The 15845-nt window shown below is 73.1% G+C and carries 15 protein-coding genes and 1 tRNA gene; 10 read left to right on the forward strand and 6 right to left on the reverse strand.

Annotated features, from left to right (window positions below; genetic code table 11):
* Positions 1–76: 76 nt before the first annotated feature.
* Complete coding sequence (locus tag ACGF5C_RS21015) at positions 77–346, forward strand: hypothetical protein (protein WP_393303942.1); 270 nt, start codon at positions 77–79, stop codon at positions 344–346.
* 10 nt (positions 347–356) lie between these two features.
* Positions 357–551: a hypothetical protein gene (locus ACGF5C_RS21020; RefSeq protein ID WP_393303944.1), complete on the forward strand. Its 195-nt coding sequence runs from the start codon at positions 357–359 to the stop codon at positions 549–551.
* Between the two features lie 756 nt (positions 552–1307).
* Here ACGF5C_RS21020 and ACGF5C_RS21025 read toward each other — a convergent pair.
* Together ACGF5C_RS21025 and ACGF5C_RS21030 are read right to left on the reverse strand one after the other, a co-directional pair.
* A tRNA-Pro gene (locus tag ACGF5C_RS21025) sits at positions 1308–1384 on the reverse strand.
* 180 nt (positions 1385–1564) lie between these two features.
* The gene (locus ACGF5C_RS21030) at positions 1565–2458 is read right to left on the reverse strand and encodes a metallophosphoesterase (RefSeq protein WP_393303946.1); all 894 of its coding nucleotides are present in this window, start codon (positions 2456–2458) and stop codon (positions 1565–1567) included.
* A 25-nt stretch (positions 2459–2483) separates the two neighbouring features.
* Between ACGF5C_RS21030 and ACGF5C_RS21035 the strand changes: the two genes are divergently transcribed.
* Positions 2484–2939, forward strand: a complete 456-nt coding sequence (locus tag ACGF5C_RS21035; protein WP_393303948.1) for a GatB/YqeY domain-containing protein — start codon at positions 2484–2486, stop codon at positions 2937–2939.
* An 85-nt stretch (positions 2940–3024) separates the two neighbouring features.
* Here ACGF5C_RS21035 and ACGF5C_RS21040 read toward each other — a convergent pair whose 3' ends face one another.
* The gene (locus ACGF5C_RS21040; protein ID WP_393303950.1) at positions 3025–5451 is read right to left on the reverse strand and encodes a penicillin-binding protein; all 2427 of its coding nucleotides are present in this window, start codon (positions 5449–5451) and stop codon (positions 3025–3027) included.
* Between the two features lie 404 nt (positions 5452–5855).
* Between ACGF5C_RS21040 and ACGF5C_RS21045 the strand changes: the two genes are divergently transcribed.
* The gene (locus ACGF5C_RS21045; protein WP_319460489.1) at positions 5856–6176 is read left to right on the forward strand and encodes a WhiB family transcriptional regulator; all 321 of its coding nucleotides are present in this window, start codon (positions 5856–5858) and stop codon (positions 6174–6176) included.
* A 6-nt stretch (positions 6177–6182) separates the two neighbouring features.
* On the opposite strand, the gene ACGF5C_RS21050 is transcribed toward ACGF5C_RS21045, so the two are convergent.
* The 3 genes from ACGF5C_RS21050 to ACGF5C_RS21060 are packed head-to-tail and all read right to left on the reverse strand — an operon-like array spanning position 6183 to position 8974.
* A complete protein-coding gene (locus ACGF5C_RS21050; RefSeq protein WP_350679355.1) occupies positions 6183–7334 on the reverse strand; it encodes an ArsA-related P-loop ATPase in 1152 nt (383 codons plus the stop codon).
* Positions 7335–7388: 54 nt separating this feature from the next.
* Positions 7389–8366, reverse strand: coding sequence for an ArsA-related P-loop ATPase (locus tag ACGF5C_RS21055; RefSeq protein WP_393303951.1), 978 nt, complete (start codon positions 8364–8366; stop codon positions 7389–7391).
* A gap of 26 nt (positions 8367–8392) precedes the next feature.
* Positions 8393–8974 (reverse strand): hypothetical protein, encoded by a 582-nt coding sequence (locus tag ACGF5C_RS21060; RefSeq protein WP_393304071.1) that lies wholly within the window; start codon positions 8972–8974, stop codon positions 8393–8395.
* A 460-nt stretch (positions 8975–9434) separates the two neighbouring features.
* Here ACGF5C_RS21060 and ACGF5C_RS21065 point away from each other — a divergent pair, with 460 nt between their 5' ends.
* The 6 genes from ACGF5C_RS21065 (at position 9435) to ACGF5C_RS21090 (ending at position 15814) form a co-directional block, all read left to right on the forward strand.
* Positions 9435–9923, forward strand: a complete 489-nt coding sequence (locus ACGF5C_RS21065; RefSeq protein ID WP_393304073.1) for a hypothetical protein — start codon at positions 9435–9437, stop codon at positions 9921–9923.
* Between the two features lie 46 nt (positions 9924–9969).
* Positions 9970–10125 carry a DUF4177 domain-containing protein gene (locus tag ACGF5C_RS21070; protein ID WP_013736319.1) on the forward strand — a complete coding sequence of 52 codons (156 nt, stop codon included), beginning with the start codon at positions 9970–9972 and terminating at the stop codon, positions 10123–10125.
* An 85-nt stretch (positions 10126–10210) separates the two neighbouring features.
* A complete protein-coding gene (locus ACGF5C_RS21075; protein WP_393303953.1) occupies positions 10211–10672 on the forward strand; it encodes a RidA family protein in 462 nt (153 codons plus the stop codon).
* Between the two features lie 120 nt (positions 10673–10792).
* A complete protein-coding gene (locus ACGF5C_RS21080; RefSeq protein WP_393303955.1) occupies positions 10793–11620 on the forward strand; it encodes an MBL fold metallo-hydrolase in 828 nt (275 codons plus the stop codon).
* Positions 11617–15207, forward strand: a complete 3591-nt coding sequence (locus tag ACGF5C_RS21085) for an adenylate/guanylate cyclase domain-containing protein (protein WP_393303957.1) — start codon at positions 11617–11619, stop codon at positions 15205–15207. The genes ACGF5C_RS21080 and ACGF5C_RS21085 overlap by 4 nt, the downstream gene beginning before the upstream one ends.
* A gap of 136 nt (positions 15208–15343) precedes the next feature.
* Positions 15344–15814 (forward strand): hypothetical protein, encoded by a 471-nt coding sequence (locus tag ACGF5C_RS21090; RefSeq protein ID WP_393303959.1) that lies wholly within the window; start codon positions 15344–15346, stop codon positions 15812–15814.
* The last annotated feature ends 31 nt before the right edge of the window (positions 15815–15845 follow it).

Genomic DNA, 15845 nt, shown 5'->3' on the forward strand with positions numbered 1-15845 from the left:
TCAGCGGCGGCGGGTGCCCGATGCGGATTCCGCAGTTGCGCGCACTGCCGCGCGCTCGATCAGAAATGAGAGAACTGTGATACCTGACGAAATCAAGCAGCAGATCATCAAGAATGTCGACAAAAAGCGAGACAAAACGCTGTCGGACCTGCGGGAGGTTCTGGGATATCCCTACCACCCCGACACCAGGGCGCTGATCTTCCGGGTGGAAGGTGACTATGCCGGATTCGGCATGAACCTGCTGGCGGTGGACGAACACGGGGGACGATGTTCGAATAAATGCGAACGGAGAAAATCTGTACAGTACCCGCTTCCTCCACTTTGGCTTCAGCTTCTACGTGCTTGAAGGATGTGATGTGAACACAAGCAGCATGAGCCTGCGTGAGCAGCTAAGTAAATTCACCAGGAATTACCTCTACCCATGGTTCGCAGATCGATTCGAGGAACTGGGCGGAAAAGACTACCACCTCGATTGCATCCTGCAGAAACACGATACCCTGCGTGGATTCGACATGAAGACGAAAAGGTGGATCAAGGTTGACGCGGTATGAGGGCGGGTGCGGGAAGGTCTGGTGTGGACGGCGTGGCTGCATGACATGCGCCGCCAGGACGGGCAGGTAATGCGGGTATCAGGCGTGACGGCCGCAGAGTGACAGCGGCAGCGATCGGCGCGCGCCCAGTCGGGGACGCGTGCGGCCCGTTCAGGGCTGCCTGAAGACGTACAGAACGACGCCGCCGACAGCCGGAGGCCGTACCCACCCTGCTCTCCGGATGCCGGTCGCTGCCCGCACGGCCTGGCGAGGATCGCCGTTCTCTGCCGCAACGCTGATCTCGTTGTCCAGCGCGCCATCCAAGTGGCGCCATTGCCGCGTGATCATCCCTACGCGAAGGCTGTCTCCGGCTCTTGGAGGTGTTCCATTCGGCCATCATCGTCGAATACCGCTCAGTTCGGCGGTTGCGTGGCCGCGTCGCCGGTTTTGCTACGCGCCACCGGCCGCCCTCGGCCCGGACGAGACGCCGCATCATCGACCGGGCCTCGTCCTCAATGTCGAACTCCGTTTCGGAGCTGCACCGCGCCCTGGTCATATCCAAGGTCACGAGCTGGCCGGCGGAGCGTTCCGCCTCCGCCGTTCGTCGGCCAGGCGCTCACCGTCAACAACCCTGGACCGCTACAAGCACTCGACTCGTGACCGGGATCGCAGGGCACTCGCGTCGTTCGCGGCCGTCTCGCTGCCTCCGGGAGAGCGGTGATCGGCGGAAACGAATCAAGGCCCCTCCGTGGAGGGGCCTTGACCTGCTGTTACCTCTGGTCGGGGTGGCCGGATTCGAACCGACGACCTCTTCGTCCCGAACGAAGCGCGCTACCAAGCTGCGCCACACCCCGAGGCGTGCGGACAAATACTAGCCCACCCGGTCCGGTGGTCAAACTCGGTACCCCCACCGGTGGCGGCGACCCCGATCGGTCGCACCGACGGGGCAGCTCGACAGGCGGCGGCACGCCGGCTCACGACTGTCCGTGAGCCGGCGTGCCGCCCGTGAGCCGGCGTGCCGCCCGGCGTGCGGATCAGCGGGGGATCAGGGTGAGCACGCTCACCTCCGGCGGGCAGGCGAACCGGACCGGCGCGGTCGGGTGGGTGCCGAGGCCGGCGGAGACGTGCAGCCAGGAGTCGGACCCGGGCCAGCGGTGCAGGCCGCGCGCCATGGAGCGGGGCAGGCCGCAGTTGGTGACCAGCGCCCCGACGCCCGGCACGCAGACCTGGCCGCCGTGGGTGTGCCCGGCGAGCAGCAGCCCGAAGCCGTCGGCGGCCATCCGGTCGAGCACGGCCGGCTCGGGAGAGTGGGTCAGCGCGATCGACAGGTCGGCTGCGGGCGACACCGGCCCGGCGACGGAGTCGTAGTCGTCCCGCTCGATGTGCGGGTCGTCGACCCCGAGCAGCTCGACCGCCCGGCCGCCGGCCTTGACGACGGTGCGGGCGTTGTTCAGGTCCGCCCAGCCGGCCCCGGTGAGGACGTCGCGCAGCTCCTCGTGCGGCAACTCCGCGCCCTCGGTGTACTCGCGGTCGGGCAGGAAGTAGGTGAACGGGTTCTTCCAGACCGGCCCGGTGTAGTCGTTGGAGCCGAAGACGAATGCCCCCGGGTAGTCGAGGAGCGGCTGGAGGGCGCGCAGCACGCCGGGCACGGCGCCGGGGTGCGCCATGTTGTCCCCGGTCACCACGACCAGGTCGGGGTCGAGCGCGGCCAGCGACGCCACCCAGCGCTGCTTGCGCCCCTGGTTGGGCGTCATGTGCAGGTCGGACAGGTGCAGGACGCGCAGCGGCTCGGCGTCGGCCGGCAGCACCGGCACGTCGTACCGCCGCAGGGTGAACATGTTGCGCTCGACGAGCGACGCGTACGCCAGGGTCGCCGCGCCCAACGCGGCGGTCCCGGTCGCAAGCCGGAATAGTGTGCGCTTTCGCATGGAGTTCAGGGTAGTTTCACCGTCCATGAGCACGCTGAAGGACCGTCTGACCGCCGACATGCGCGCCGCTCTCAAGGCGCGCGACGAGCTGACCACCTCCACCCTGCGGATGGCGCTCGCCGCCGTCGGCACCGCCGAGGTCGCCGGCAAGGCCAAGCGCGAGCTCACCGACGACGAGGTGCTCGCGGTGCTGACCAAGGAGGCGAAGAAGCGCCGGGAGGCCGCGACGGCCTTCGCCGACGCCGGCCGCACCGAGCAGGCCACGAAGGAGACCGCCGAGGGCGAGGTGCTGGAGCGCTACCTGCCGAAGCAGCTCTCCGAGGCCGAGCTGACCGAACTGGTCGCGGGGGCGCTCGCCGCGGGTGGTTTCACCGGCACGGCGCAGATGGGTCCGGCCATGAAGGCGGCCCAGGCCGCGGTGGCCGGCCGGGCCGAGGGCGGTCGGGTGGCCGCGGAGGTACGCCGACAGCTCGGCCTCTGAACTGCCGCGCGACCCGACCCGCGTACGCGAAACGGGCGGGCACCCCCGCGAGGGGTGCCCGCCCGTTCCCGTCGGTCCGGGCGGCTCAGCCGCCGTTGCGGCCCGGCGGACGGCCCGGGTTGGTCGGCTTGGTGTCGCTGCCCGGGGCGGTGCCGCCGCCGGCGCTGATCTGGATGGTCACCACGCCGCCCTTGATGGTCCGGCCGTCGGGGCTGGTGCCGGCGGCCTTGCCCGGGGCGCAGCTCGACGGGACCCGGATGTCGGAGACGACCGCGTCGAAGCCCTCCGCCTCGATCCGGGACTTCGCCTGCTCCACGTCCAGGCACTTCACGTCCGGGATCCGGCGCTGGTCGCCCTCGGAGATCTTCTGGCCCGGGGGCTCGAAGTTGATGCGCTTCTTGCCCTTCATGGCGTCGCGCAGCGTCTCGTAGACCGGCGGGTTGATGCCGTCGCGCTGCTTGTGCTTCATCTTGACGTTGGTCTGCGGCCAGTCCGGGTCGGCCATGATGCCGGCCACCGCGTACTGCTTGGTCATCGCGACCAGCGAGGCGGTCTTCTCCGAGTCGGTGGTGCCGGACTTGCCGGCCACCGGGGCGTCGACGATGCCCTTGACCTCGGCGGCCGTACGGCTGCCGCCGCACCTGCTGGTGGAGGAGTTGTCGCCGACCGGGCAGCGGGCCGCGTCCACGGCGGCGCGGGCCACCTCGGTGCTGACCCGCTTCTCGCAGCGCGGGTTGGCGATGTCGAGCTTCTTGCCGTCCGGGTCCTTGATCTCCTGCACCGGGATCGGCTCGCAGTACTTGCCGTCGGCGGCGAGGGTGGCGTAGGCGTTGGCCAGCTCCAGCGGGGTGGTCTGCGAGACGCCGAGGGTGAAGGCGCCCCACTGGTGCGCGTAGTCCTTGGTGCCGGCGAACTTCGCGTCCTCGCTCTGCCGGAACTGGATGCCGAGCCGCTTGGCCACGTCGACCACGTTCTCCGCGCCGACCTGCTGCTGCAACGGCACGAAGTACGTGTTGATGGAGGAGGCGAAGGCGCTCCACATGGTCTGCACGCCGCCGGCCTTCTTGCCCGAGTTGGTGGGGCAGTAGAAGTGGGTGCCGGGGCACGCCGCCGGGCTGCCGCTGTCGATGATGTATTCCGACTTGAACTGCTGCGGGGCGTTGATCGTGTAGCCGAGCGGGATGCCCTTCTCCAGCGCGGCCACGATCGTGAAGATCTTGAAGGTCGAGCCGGCCTGGTAACCCGTGATGCCGTCACCGCCGGAGAGCAGCGGGTTCACCGTGTTCGGGTAGTTGCCGAGCTTGCCCTTCTTGCGCTGCTTCGGGTCGCTGTGCGGCTTGTTCGCCGGCTTCTTCGGGTCGTCGAGCTTGAAGGTGCGGTTGACCGCCAGCGCCCGGACCCGGCCGGTGCCCGGCTCGACCACCGCGACCATGGCGGCTTCCTTGCTGTTCACCGACTTGGCCTTGCGGACGGCCTTGTCGGCGCCCCGCTGGGCCTGCGGGTCGAGCGTCGTGACCACGCTGTAGCCGCCGCTCTTGAGCCGCCGTTCCCGGTCGTACGAGGTCGAGCCGAAGGTCTCCTGCTGCATCCACCAGCGGTAGAAGTAGTCGCAGAAGAAGCCCCAGCCCTTCTCGTTGGTCGAGACGCAGCCGTTGGGCGCCCGCTTGCCGGTGACCTTGAGCTGGACGGCCTTCGCCGCGTCCGCCTCCTGCTGCGTGATGGCGCCGATCTCGACCATGTTGTCGATGACGTAGTTGCGCCGCTCGACCGCCGCCTTGTAGCCGCTCTTGGTGGTCGGGTCGTTGGTGCTCGGCGCCTTCACCATGCCGGCGAGCATGGCGGCTTCCTCGATCTTGAGCTTGCTCGGCGGCTTGTTGAAGTAGACCTGGCTGGCGGCGTAGATGCCGTACGCGCCGTTGCCGAACGCGGCGATGTTCAGGTAGCGCTCCAGGATCTCGTCCTTGGAGAGCTCCTTGTCGATCTGGATGGCGTAGCGCATCTCGCGCAGCTTGCGGGCGCTGGTGTCCTCGGTGGCCGCGACCACGTCGGCCGGGTGGGTCGCCGAGTAGGCGATGGCCAGGCGGACGTACTGCATGGTCAGCGTCGAGGCGCCCTGCTGGCTGGACGCGCCGGACTGGTTGTTGACGAAGGCCCGGGCGATGCCGTTGAGGTCAACGCCGTTGTGCTTGTAGAAGTCGTGGTCCTCGGCGGCGATGATCGCCTTCTGCATGATGGGCGCGATGTCGGCCAGCTTCACGTCGCGACGGTTCTCGTCGTACATGGTCGCCAGCGGGGTCTTGCCGTCGGCGGCGTACAGGTAGCTGATCTGCGGCGCGCGGGCCACGGTCAGCTCCTTGGGCAACGCGCCGAAGGTCTCGGCGCCGGCCTTGGCGGCCAGGCCGGACATCGCCACCGCGGGGAAGGCCGCCGCCGCGACCACCACGCCGGCCAACAGGCCACATATGAGCAGCGATGCGGCGTTGGTCAGCACATTGTGGTCACGTTTCCGCATCCAGGTCACCTCGACAGGGTACGCGAGTAGGGAACGAGGGGCGCCGGGGCTTCTTTCCCCATTTCCTGCGCGCGCCGACCTCGTTGTGCTAAACGCACGACCCCCGGTGCGTGGTTGCGTGAATCCGGCGTCGAGTCTCCCTCCTTCCCGAGGGGGCCCGCAGCGTTTTCACGGACTCCGGCGGGGTAACCGGCGGTCGCGAAGCCCGGGAAGCCGGGAGTGTCCGGAATGATGGATTTAGCCGACAACGTTGCGTAATCAGGCGACTACAGAGCATGATGGGGGCGGCGACCGAGCCACATGTCGTCCGTGCGGCCTTGGGGAAGGCGCGCCGGGCGATCGGGGGGAATTGCCGGCTGGTCCGCGACGGGGTCGGTAGGTACTGCAAGGGGGGACGAGTACACATGGGCATGATCACTGACTGGCCGTCGCTGGCGGCGTGTCAGAACGGGGACCCGGACGCGTTGTTCGTACAGGGCGCCGAACAGAACGTGGCCAAGCGGATCTGCCGGAGCTGCCCAGTCCGGTACGAGTGCCTGGCCGACGCGCTGGACAACCGGATCGAGTTCGGCGTGTGGGGTGGCATGACCGAGCGCGAACGCCGCGCGCTGCTGCGCCGTCACCCCCAGGTGACGAGCTGGCGCAAGATGTTCGAGGCCGCGATGAAGAAGAACGCCAAGGACAAGGCCGGCAAGGACAAGATCCTCGTCACCGCCGCCGGCTGAACGCCGTCACGGCCGGCTGATCGCCGCGCCGATCGTCCGCAGCCCGTCGACGTCGTGCACGTCGGCGGGCTGCGCCGTCACGGACACCGCCGGCACCGCCGGGAACGCCTCCGTGAACCGGGCCGCCACCTGCCGCTCGCGTACCGCCTGCTGGGCCAGGGCCGCGTGGGCCCGCAGCACGTCGACGGTGCCCTCGTGGCCACCCAGGTCGGCCAGGCGCTCCGCGGCGGCCAGGCTCTCCGCCGCGCCGAGGCCGGGCACCGCCGGCCGGTGCACCCGGTTGAGCACCAGGCCCGCCAGCGGCATCCGCTCCTCGCGCAGCCGGCCCGCGAAGTAGGCGGCCTCCCGGACCGCGTCCGGCTCCGGTGCCGCGACCAGCAGGAACGCCGTCTCCCGCGCCTGGAGGATGCGGTACGTCTGCTCGGCGCGCTGCCGGAAACCGCCGAACATCGAGTCGAGCGCGGCGACGAAGCCGGAGAGGTCGGTCAGCAACTGGGCGCCGAGCACCTTCTGCACGACCTTGGAGAACATCCCGAACGAGGCGGTCACCAGGCTGAACATGCTCCGCCCGCCGGTGCGCGCCGGGGCGAGCAGCAGCCGTAGCATCCGCCCGTCGAGGAAGCGGGACAGCCGGGCCGGGGCGTCCAGGAAGTCCAGCGCCGAGCGGGACGGCGGGGTGTCCACCACGATCAGGTCCCACTCGCCCCGGGCGTGCAACTGGCCCAGCTTCTCCATCGCCATGTATTCCTGGGTGCCGGCGAAGGTCGAACTCATCGCCTGGTAGAAGGGGTTGGCGAAGATCTCCGCCGCCTTCGCCTGATCGGTGTGCTGGAGCACCACGTCGTCGAAGGTGCGCTTCATGTCCAGCATCATGGCGTGCAGCTCGCCGCCGCTGGCCTCGACGTCGATCCCCTTGACCTGGCGGGGGGTGTTGTCCAGCTCGGTCAGCCCGAGCGACTGGGCCAGCCGGCGGGCCGGGTCGATGGTGAGCACCACCGTCCGCCGGCCGTGCTGCTCTGCGGCCCGCAGCGCGAGCGCGGCGGCCGTGGTCGTCTTCCCCACCCCGCCCGCCCCGCAGCAGACCACGATCCGCACGCCGGGATCGGCGAGGATCTGGTCGACGTCCAGCTGCGGCGCCGCGTCTTCGGAAGGCACCAATCGAGCGTATCGGGCCGGGTCGGTCGCCGCGCCCGTGCCGGTGGCAGGTGTGAGTCAATCCGCCCGGCGGAGGGCGTCGGCCAGCCGGTCCAGCCCGGCGCGGTCCACGCCGTCGGGCAGCAGCGGCAGCTCGGTCAGCGGCAGCCCCAGCTCCACCAGGTCGGCCCTCAGCGAATCCTCCAGCTCGCGGCGGATCGCCTGGTCGCGTGCCTCCACGGCGAGCCCGGCGACGGTGTCCCGGTCCGCCGGCAGCCCGGCGGCGCGCAGCCCCCGCTCCAGCTCGGCCGGGCCCACCGCGCGACCCGCGGGCAGCGGCGGCCGGACGCCGTTGACGATCACCCGGCCCACCGGGAAGCCGAGCGAGGTCAGCTCGGCGATCGCGTCGACCGTCTCCTGGACCGGCATCTCCTCCAGCAGGGTCACCACGTGCACGGCGGTGATCGGGGAACGCAGCAGCGCCGCGACCCCCTCGCTCTGGGTCTTGATCGGGCCGACCTTGGCCAGCCGGGCCGTCTCGGCGGTGACGTTCAGGAAGCGGCCGATCCGACCGGTCGGCGGGGCGTCCAGCACCACCGCGTCGTACGCGCGCCGCTGGTCGACCGTGCGGGTGGTCGCCTCCTTCACCTTGCCGGTGAGCAGGACGTCCCGCAGGCCCGGGGCGATGGTGGTGGCGAAGTCGATCGCCCCGAGCTTGCGCAGCGCCCGGCCCGCCGCGCCGAGCTTGTAGAACATGTCCAGGTACTCGAGGAGGGCCTCCTCGGCGTCCACCGCCAGGGCCCGCACCTCGCCGCCGCCCGGCGCGTCGGTCAGGTGCCGCTCCTCGTAGGGCAGCGGGTCGGTGCCGAAGAGCTGGGCGATGCCCTGCCGCCCCTCGACCTCCACCAGCAGCGTGCGGCGGCCACCGGCGGCCAGGGCCAGGGCAAGGGCGGCCGCGACGCTGGTCTTGCCGGTGCCGCCCTTGCCGGTCACGACGTGGAGGCGGGCCGGCCACTGGGTGCCGGCCGGATCGGCCGGCCGCTCTGCTGCTCGCACCCGTCGAGCCTATCCAGCGGCCGGGCTCAGGCGACCTCGCAGACCCACCAACCCGTCTTCTTCACCACGGTGAACCGCAGGTCCTGGTCGGCGACCTTCTCGTCGGCGGTGGTCATGGTGACCTTGGTGGTGACCGTGGCGCGGTCGCCGGTCTGGTTGTCCACCTTCGGGCTGCTCCACCGGAACCGGGGGTTCTGGTGGGCCGAGACGTACTTCTCGACCTCGGCGACCTTGGCGGCGATCTTCTTCTCGTCGCGGGACGAGGAGCAGACCAGCGCGGCCGCCCGGCCCGCGTCGCGGTCCTTGTAGACGGCGGTGAGGAACTGGTCCACGGCGACCGTCGGCTCCTTGGCGCCCTCGCCGCTCTCGGCGTTGCGCAGCGTCAGGAAGGTGACGACGCCGCCGCCGGCGCAGAGCAGCAGGATCACGGCCAGGGCGATGGCGGCGATCAGCACGCCGCGCTTCTTCTTCGGTGCGGCGGGCGGCTGGTACGGCGAAAAGCCGGCCGGGGGCGGCGGGATCGACGGGTCCGGGGCTGCTGCCGGCGCGGGCGGCTGGTACGGCGGGTACCCGGCCGGGATCGACGGGTCCGGGGCTGCTGCCGGCACGGGCGGCTGGTACGGCGGGTACCCGGCCGGGATCGACGGGTCCGGGGCTGCTGCCGGCGCGGGCGGCACGGCGGCGCCGGGAGCGACCGGGACGTCCGGCTGGCCGGCCGGCGATCCGGTGGGGCCGCCACTGGGTGGTTGGGTCATCTCTTCCCCCCGGGGTGCGACGTCGTCGCCTGCCCCGGCGACGAGCGTGATCGAGCTGGCGGCGAGCCGGCGAGCGCCCGTCCGACCGGAAGGGTAGCGGTCGGTCGGCTGGTTTCGCGGGGCGGCAGGTGGGGCCTCGTCCCTGACCAGGGATGTGTCGCATATGTGACTCGTCGTGACCGGGCGTGCGCGTCCTGTTGGCGGGACTCTTCCTCCGGTCCTACGTTCTCACCGGCGCGGGGGAAAGGTCGGGCACCGGGGCCCGGGCCCGCAAGGCGATGACGTGACCAGGTACGACGTCCGGAGGCAAGGCATGCGCGACGTGGACAGCATCCCCCGAGCACAGTTCCCGGCGGGTGACCGGGCGTGGCGGACCGGGGCCGGTTCCTTCGGCGAGGCCGAGGGCGTGGCCGGCGGCCTGCCGATCAACGAGCGGTCGTACCGGCGGTTCGCCCAGCCCGTCGAGGTGGTGCGCACGGCTGGCCGGCCCGGCGTGCGCGGCCGGGACGAGGAGGAGCCCGGGTACGTCATCCACCTGCCGATCCGGGTCGCCGACCTGGCGGCGGCCACCGCGCTGGCCGGCACCGTCGCCACGTCGCTGAGCTTCCTGCCGGAACTGGACGCGGGCGAGACGACCGTGTCCACCGCGGACGACCAGAACAACCGGCACAGGGTCTTCTGCGACCTGCTGCTGCCGGACCGGTCGCGCTGCCCGCAGCCGTACGAGCACAGTGGCCCCTGCGGGGAAGTGCCCACCGCCCCGGAGCAGCGTCCCGCGCCCCGACCGTCCGCCGGACCGTAGGCTGTGCGTCGAAGAGTCGTACTCCATCCGAGGGAGCCCTCCACCGATGCAGAAGTGGGAATACGCCACGGTCCCGCTGCTGGTCCACGCGACCAAGCAGATCCTCGACAACTGGGGCGAGGACGGGTGGGAACTCGTCTCCGTGGTTCCCGGCCCGAACCCGGAGCAGCTCGTCGCGTACCTGAAGCGGCCGAAGGCGTGAGCGGCATGAGTGAGCGGAGCGAGCGAGTCATCGGGTTCAGCGTGTCGGTGCCGCATGGCGCCGCCGAGCGGAGCGAGGTGGCGGCATGAGCAACGGTCCGCACGGGAAGCTCGCCGAGCTCGGGCACGCGCTGCCCGAGGTGGTCCCGCCCGTGGCCAGCTACGTGCCGGCCGTGCAGTCCGGGCAGCACGTCTACGTCTCCGGGCAACTGCCGATGGCCGAGGGCAAGCTGCTCGCCACCGGCAAGGTCGGCGCCGGCGTCTCCGCCGAGCAGGCGAAGGACCTGGCCGAGCGGTGCGCGCTCAACGCGCTGGCCGCGATCGACTCGCTGGTCGGCCTGGAGAACGTCGTCAAGGTCGTCAAGGTGACCGGCTTCGTCGCCGCCGCCCCCGGCTTCACCGCCGTGCCCGGCGTGATCAACGGCGCCTCCGACCTGTTCGGCGCGGTCTTCGGTGAGGCCGGCCGCCACGCCCGCAGCGCCGTCGGCGTCGCCGAACTCCCCCTCGACGCCCCCGTCGAGGTCGAGGTCATCGTCGAGGTCGCCTGACCCGCGCCCACCCCGCGATCTTGCACTGACCGCCCCGGCAAAAGCCGTGAAGTGGGACGTATCCCGGGCGGAAACTGCAAGATCGCGGGGAGTGGCGGCGGGGGCCGTACGATCGCAGCCATGACCGGGCACTTCACCGCGCCGGCAGCGGCGCTCGCCGACCAGCTGCCGGGTTGGGTGACGCTGCTGCGTGCCCCGAATCCGGGGCCGATGACGCTCGACGGCACCAACACCTGGCTGCTGCGCGCCCCCGGCCAGGAGCACGCCGTCGTCGTCGATCCGGGCCCGGCCGACGAGGAGCACCTGGCCGCGATCGCCGCGCGGGGGCCGATCGGGCTGGTGCTGATCACCCACGGCCACCCGGACCACACCGAGGGCTCGCCCCGCCTGCGCGACCTGCTCGACGGGGTGCCCGTGCGCGCGGCCGACCCGGCGCACACCCTCGGCGGGGACCCGCTGACCACGCCCGGCGACGGCCTCGGCGGCCCCGGCCTGGACATCCGGCTCGTGCCGACCCCCGGCCACACCGGCGACTCGGTCTGCTTCGTCGTCGCGCACGGCGACGAGCGGGTCGTGCTCACCGGCGACACCATCCTGGGCCGGGGCACCACCGTGGTCGCCCACCCCGACGGGCACCTCGGGGACTACCTGGCCAGCCTGGAGCTGCTCTCGACGTACCGGGGGATCCCGGCGCTGCCGGGGCACGGCCCGGCGCTGGCCGACTGCGCCGCCGCCGCGGAGTTCTACCTCGCCCACCGGCGGGCCCGGCTCGACCAGGTCCGGGCGGCGGTCGCCGAGGGGGCCACCACCGCCGCGGAGGTGGTCGCGAAGGTCTACGCGGACGTCGACCGGTCGCTGTGGTGGGCGGCCGAGTGGTCGGTGCGGGCCCAACTGGAACACCTCGGGCGGGAATCCGGCGCGGGCGCCGCGGGGTTGGAGCAAGCGTGACCTGCCCGGTGTGCGGAACCGTAGCCGTCCCCGGCGCCCGGTTCTGCCACAACTGCGGGGCCGCCCTGCCGGCCGCCGCGACGCTGCCGGCCGCCGAGCGCCGAGTGGTCACCGTGCTCTTCGGCGACCTGTCGGACTTCACCTCCTGGTCGGAGGACCTCGACCCGGAACGGGTCGGCGCGGTCACCGACCGGGTGCTCGCCGCCCTGGCCGGCGCGGTCAAGACCTTCGGCGGGCACGTCGACAAGCTCACCGGCGACGGGATCATGGCGGTCTTCGGCGCGCCGGTGGCGCACGAGGACGACGCCGAGCGGGCGGTCCGCGCCGCGCTGTCCATGCAGCGGGCGGTCCGCCGGGTGCTCGACGACGAGCGGGGCGGCGGCGCGCCGCTCGGCCTGCGGGTCGGGCTGAACACCGGCGACGTGATCGCCGGCATCCAGGCCGCGATCGAGTACACGGTCATCGGCGACACCGTGAACACCGCCGCCCGGCTGGCCGACGCCGCCGCCGTCGGCGCGGTCTACGCCGGTGCCCGTACCTCCGCCGCCACCCGGCACGTCGCCTCCTGGCGCGCGCTGCGACCGCTGCGGCTCAAGGGCAAGCGCGAGCCGGTCGAGGCGTACGAGCTGCTGGGCCTCCTGGACGCGCCGGGCACCCGGTCCGGCCTCGGTGACGAGGCCCCGTTCGTCGGCCGGGAGACCGAGATCGGCCGGGTCGCCGGCCGGCTGGCCGAGGTGATCGACCGCGGGGAGCCCCGGGTGCTCCTGATGACCGCCGAGGCCGGGCTCGGCAAGTCCCGGTTCGCCGCCGAGGTGGAACGCCTCGCCGCCGGATACGACGTGGGCGCCGGCCGGTACGCCGCGCACACCGGCGCCCGGGTGCTGTCGGTGCGCTGCGCCGCGTTCGGCGAGCGGCGCCGGCTCGCGCCCCTGGCCGACCTGGTCCGGGCGGCGGTCGGCCTGCCCAACGACGCCGCCACCGCGCTGACCCGCCCGGCCGTCGAGGAGCGGCTGCGCCGGCTCAACCAGCGGCTCGGCCGTGCGGGCGGCGACCCGGCCCCGGTCGCCACCGACCAGTTGATGGCCCTGCTCGGCTACGCCGAACTGCCCGGCGGCGGCCCGGCGGACCAGGGCGAGTGGAGCAACCCCCAGCAGCCCGCCGACGCCGACGCCGTGCCGAACGCGGTCGCGGACCTGCTCAGCGCCCTCGCCGCGGAGGCGCCCCTGGTGGTTGTCGTCGACGACCTGCACGACGCGACCGCGGAGACCATCCGGGCGCTCGGGCTCGCCCTGTCCCGGCTCACCGGCCCGGTGCTCGTGCTGCTGCTCGGCCGCCCCGAGCTGGTGCGCACCGCCGGGGCGCTGACCCGGGTGGCCGACGCCGAGGTGCACGCGCTGCCACCGCTGCGCGGCGCCGACGCGGCCCGGCTGCTCACCAGCTATCTCGGCGGGGGCAAGCTGCCGCAGGCCGACACCGACCGGCTGCTCGCCACCGCCCAGGGCAACCCGTTCTACCTGGCCGAGCTGGTCACCCTGCTGATGGAGCGGGGCGCCCTGACCGCCGTCGCCGACCGGAACGCCCCGAGCCCGGGAGCCTGGCGGCTGGCACCCGGCTCGCTCGGCAGCCGCCTGCTCTCCCGCGACCTGGCCGCGGTGCTCGCCGCGCGTATCGACGCGCTGCCCGTCGACGCCCGCTCGGTGCTGCGGGACGCGGCCGTGGTCGGCGACACCGTGCCGGCCGGGGCGCTGGAGGCGCTGCGTGAGCAGCGGGCCGGCCGGGACGGCCGCCCGGCGGCGGTGGTCGCCGTCGAGCTGGAGCGGGCCGTCGAGGAGCTGCTGCAACGCCGGATGCTGCACCGCACCCGCACCGGGTACGCCTTCGCCACCCCGCTGATGCGGGAGGCCGCGTACGCCGGGGTGAGCAAGGCCGAGCTGGCCGAGCGGCACGCGGCGCTGGCCCGCTGGGCCGCGACCGACCCGCCGGCCGGGGCGGGCGCGCCGGGCGGCTTCACCGGGGCGGCCCGGGACGTCTTCGTGGCCCAGCACGTGGAGCGGGCCGCCGCGCTGGCCGACGCGGTCGGGCTGCGGCCGGACGCCCCGGCGCGGGCCGTCGTCCCGCTGGGCGTCGCCGCGCTCGGCGGGGCCGCCCGCCGGTCGCTGCAGGCGGGCGAGCCCGCGCTCGCCGTGGAGTACGCCGAACGCGCCGCCGAGCTGGCCCGCGACGGGGTGCCGGCGGCCGACCGGGTGGTGCACGCCCGGGCGCTGCTCCAGATCGGCCGGCCCGCCGACGCGCTCGCCTCCGCCGAGAAGATCGCGGCCAACGCCGGCGACGAGTCGGCCGTCCGGGCCAGCGCGCTGCTGCTCGCCGGGCAGGCCCACCAGACCATGGGCGACCAGGCGCGGTCGGCGGCCTGCTGGCAGGAGGCGTTGCAGGTGGCCACCGACGGCGGCCTGCCGACCCTGCGCGCCTCGGCGATGCGCCGCCTCGGCATGGGCGACTTCATCGCCGGGCGGCTGGGGCAGGCGAGCAGCCGGCTCGCCGCCTCGTACCAGGTGAGCCGCCAGGCGCAGGACCGCCGGGGGCAGGCGTGGTCGTTGCAGAACCTGGCCTGGGTCACCACCACCCGGGGCGACTTCGCCGGGACCGACGCGGTGCTCGGCCGGGCCGCCCGCCTCTTCGCCGAGCTGAAGGACCCGTACGGGCGGGCGTGGCTGCGAGGCACCACCGCGTTCGCCCGGCTGCTGGCGGGCCGGCTGCGGGAGGCGTGCCGGATGGCGCGGGTCTTCCTGCCGTTCGGCGAGCGGGTCGGCGAGGCGTGGGCGGTGGGCACGCTGCGGGCGGTGGAGGCGTACGCCACCGCCGAGCTGGGCGAGCTGGGCGAGGCGGACCGGGGGGCCCGCCGCGCGTACCGGGAGTTCGCCGCCGCCTCCGACGACTGGGGGCAGGGCTTCGCGCTGGTCGTCCGGGGGGTGGTGGCGCGCGGGCTGGGCGAGCCGGAACACGCCGCCGACCTGCTCACCGACGCGCTGCGGTACGCCCATCGGACGTCGCACCCGCTGCTCACCGGCATGGCCGGCACGCTGCGGGGGTTCGTGGCGCTGGACATGGGCGACTACGACACGGCCGAACGCGCCGCCCGCTCGGTGCTGACCGCCGTCGAGCCGCACAACCCGCAGGCGCCCGCCCAGGTGGCGCCCCGGGTGCTGCTGGCCACCGCCCGGCTGGCCGCGGGCGACTCCGCCACCGCGGTCGGGCTGCTCGCCCCGGTCGCCACCGTCGCCGCGACCGTGCCCTCGCTGCTCTTCTCCCGCCGCCAGACGATGGCCCGGTACGCCGCCGCGCTGCTCGCCCACGGCCAGCGCGAGCAGGCGCTGGACTGGGCCCGGCGGGCGGTCGCCGCCCCGGCGGAGGACGTGCGCAGCCAGGTGGTCGGCGCGATGGTGCTCGCTGAGGCGCTGGCCGCGTGCGGCCGGCCGGCGGAGGCGCTGGCCGCCGCCGAGGAGGCGGTGCGCCTGGCGTACGGGACCGAGCAGCGCAGCGAGCGCGCCGCCGCCGACGCCCTCCGCGCCCGCCTCGCCACCGGCTGACCCCTGGCCGGCTCGGCGGGGCCCGCCCGGGCAGGTCTGGCGGTTCCGGTGATGTCGCCTGTCGGGGGTGGCCGATAGCGTGTCAGGCCTGAGGGGCGGTCCAGTGTCGACCGCGCCGGGTCTGGGAGGGGCAGGGATGAGGTTGCCGCGTTCGGCCGCGGGATGGACGATCGCGGTCTTCGGCGTGCTGGCCCTGCTCATGGGCGTCGCCGGGCTGCTCTGGCCCGAGGCGCTGCTGCGCCTGCTCGGCTTCGAGGTGCCGGCGACCCGCGCGGCCGGCGACCACACCGGCACCTTCCTCCTGGCGTCCTCGATGGCCTCGTTCAACATGGGGGTCTACTACCTGCTCGCCACCGCGACCGAGTGGCGCCCGTTCTACCGCTTCACGGTGGTGTTCCGGCTGGTCACGTTCACCGTGTTCGCCATCGCGGTGTTGGCGGACATCGCGCCCGGCCGGTTCTTCGGGGTGGCCGCCTGGGAGGGCCTCGGCGCGGTGGCGACTGCCGCCGGGCTCTGGTGGGACGCACGGCGCGCGGGCCCGGCGGCCGGCGGGGGCGCGAGCCGTCTTTCCGCTGGTGCCGCCCCGGCCCCCGACGCGGTGCACTGAGCGGCCCGTCCGGTTGGGTATTTTCTAGAAC

This window comes from Micromonospora sp. NPDC047620 (assembly GCF_043205005.1).
Classification (GTDB): Bacteria; Actinomycetota; Actinomycetes; order Mycobacteriales; family Micromonosporaceae; genus Micromonospora.

What these genes read in the sequence shown, in the direction of transcription:
- ACGF5C_RS21030 (WP_393303946.1), bottom strand. Translation starts at nt 2,458, where the DNA reads ATGCGAAAGCGCACACTATTCCGGCTTGCGACCGGGACCGCCGCGTTG.
- ACGF5C_RS21035 (WP_393303948.1), top strand. Translation starts at nt 2,484, where the DNA reads ATGAGCACGCTGAAGGACCGTCTGACCGCCGACATGCGCGCCGCTCTC.
- ACGF5C_RS21040 (WP_393303950.1), bottom strand. Translation starts at nt 5,451, where the DNA reads ATGCGGAAACGTGACCACAATGTGCTGACCAACGCCGCATCGCTGCTC.
- ACGF5C_RS21045 (WP_319460489.1), top strand. Translation starts at nt 5,856, where the DNA reads ATGGGCATGATCACTGACTGGCCGTCGCTGGCGGCGTGTCAGAACGGG.
- ACGF5C_RS21065 (WP_393304073.1), top strand. Translation starts at nt 9,435, where the DNA reads ATGCGCGACGTGGACAGCATCCCCCGAGCACAGTTCCCGGCGGGTGAC.
- ACGF5C_RS21070 (WP_013736319.1), top strand. Translation starts at nt 9,970, where the DNA reads ATGCAGAAGTGGGAATACGCCACGGTCCCGCTGCTGGTCCACGCGACC.
- ACGF5C_RS21075 (WP_393303953.1), top strand. Translation starts at nt 10,211, where the DNA reads ATGAGCAACGGTCCGCACGGGAAGCTCGCCGAGCTCGGGCACGCGCTG.
- ACGF5C_RS21080 (WP_393303955.1), top strand. Translation starts at nt 10,793, where the DNA reads ATGACCGGGCACTTCACCGCGCCGGCAGCGGCGCTCGCCGACCAGCTG.
- ACGF5C_RS21090 (WP_393303959.1), top strand. Translation starts at nt 15,344, where the DNA reads ATGAGGTTGCCGCGTTCGGCCGCGGGATGGACGATCGCGGTCTTCGGC.